This is a genomic window from Limnohabitans sp. 2KL-51, from assembly GCF_003063645.1.
Taxonomy (GTDB): Bacteria; Pseudomonadota; Gammaproteobacteria; order Burkholderiales; family Burkholderiaceae_C; genus Limnohabitans_A.
The window spans coordinates 1-1,860 of record NZ_NESJ01000047.1 but is presented as its reverse complement, the minus strand read 5'-3'; the positions used below and the strand labels follow the sequence as shown (position 1 = coordinate 1,860).

Annotated in this window: 1 protein-coding gene; it reads left to right on the top strand. The window is 60.8% G+C overall.

The window, feature by feature from the left end:
- A partial coding sequence (locus tag B9Z49_RS21915) for an Ig-like domain-containing protein (protein WP_158273572.1) occupies positions 1-1,860 on the top strand: 1,860 nt, incomplete at both ends.

Genomic DNA, 1,860 nt, shown 5'->3' with positions numbered 1-1,860 from the left:
TGACCAACACCACAGCCGTGCCCGCATACGGCGCAGGCGCGGTGGCCACGCACCTGATGACCATCGACCTGACGCCACCGCAAGTGGCCATCGCCCGCACCGATGGGCTGACCACCACCGTGGGCAGCGCAGGCACACAAGTGAGCTTTACCCTGACCGAAGCGAGCAGCGACTTCACGTTGGCCGACATCGAAGCCAGCGGCGGCACGCTCAGCAATTTGGTGCAAAGCAGCACCAACCCGCTGGTCTACACCGCCACCTTCACGCCCACGGCCAATGCGGCCGGCACCGGCTATGTGCGCATTGCCAGCAGCAAGTTCATGGACGCGGCAGGCAACAACAACCGAGACACTTACACCAACCCGGCCACCGGCACCGATGTGTACCAGGCCAACAACCTGCAGAGCATTCCCTACGACACGCTGCCGCCCACCCAGACCGTGGCCTTCAGCAGCATGACCAAGGACAGCGGCGTCACGGCCGATGCCACCATCAACAAGAACTGGACCACCAACGACACCTCGGCCGGGCGCTTGCTCTCGGGCACCTTGAGCGCACCTTTGGACGCGGGCGATGTGGTCAAGGTCTATGCCAACGGCACCCTGATCGGCACCGCCACCGTGGCCCCAGGCGGCAAGACCTGGGAGATCACCGACACCAGCGGCTACAGCGCCGGTTGGACCTACACCGCGCAAGTGGTGGACAGCCAAAACGCCACCGGCCCACTGGCCACGCAGCCGGTCAATGCAGACCTGACAGAAGCAGCGCCGGTGATCACCGGTGTGTTCGACACCGCCAGCAGCACGGTAGCGATTGCCAACAACGGTACGACCACCAACGCCCTGAGCACCGTCAAGGGCACGGGCGTGGCAGGGGACACCATCTACCTGTACGACAACAACTACACCACCATGGTGGGCTCGGCAGTGGTCGATGGCTCGGGCAATTGGTCGGTCACAGCTCTGGCCGGTACCTTTGGTGGCAGCAACACCTTTGCAGCCAAGCAGGTGGATGCACAGGGCAATCAGAGTGCTTTGTCCAACCAGTGGACCGTGACGGTGCCTGCAACAGCTCTCAATGCCAACAGTGGCTTCAGTTCGGGCATGGTCGACTACACGACCAAAGTCAAGCCCATTGTCATCACAACACCCAGCAACGGTACGGACGACACGGCGTACATCTGGGGCGGTAACCGCATTGGTGTGATTGACCTGCAGTCTTATTACCAACCCAACTACAGCACGACCAACCCTGCTCCCGGCGCGTCTGGCGCCTTGCCCATCCAAGTGGGGCCAGGTGCACTGTCTGCTGCCACAACGCCCGCGACTTGGAGCAATGGCACATGGACACAAAAAACTTATACCTTTGGTTCGGGCAGCGACTTGTATACCGCAGCCTGGAAAACATTCGCGTCTATGGCCAGCGGAAAAATCCTCGCAGGCAGTGCAGATGGCATATTGGGCAATAACGGCAGCGCTTCATCTGCGAGCAACTTGGGCGACCTGTGGCGCTCATCGGTGTCCGTTGTTGCTGGCAAGACCTATGAGTTCAGTTTTGCCTACTGGAACACGGTCGCCAAGAACTTGAACACGGCTGGTTTTATGGACGTCATGATCGACGGACAAAAAGCCATGACCACGACCAATAACACCACCGGTAAGGTCAGCATCACCTACACAGCGACCACGACAGGCAGCATCGATTTGGCCTTGCAGACTTGGAGCAACCAAAATTCGGCCGACTTTGTGCTGGACAACCTGGTGTTTGCCGAAGCTGCGCCACCGAACACGCTTGGCACCGCCGGTCCCACCGCCAACCCCGACACGCTGAGCTACACCGCAGGCGCTCTGGACGCGCTGG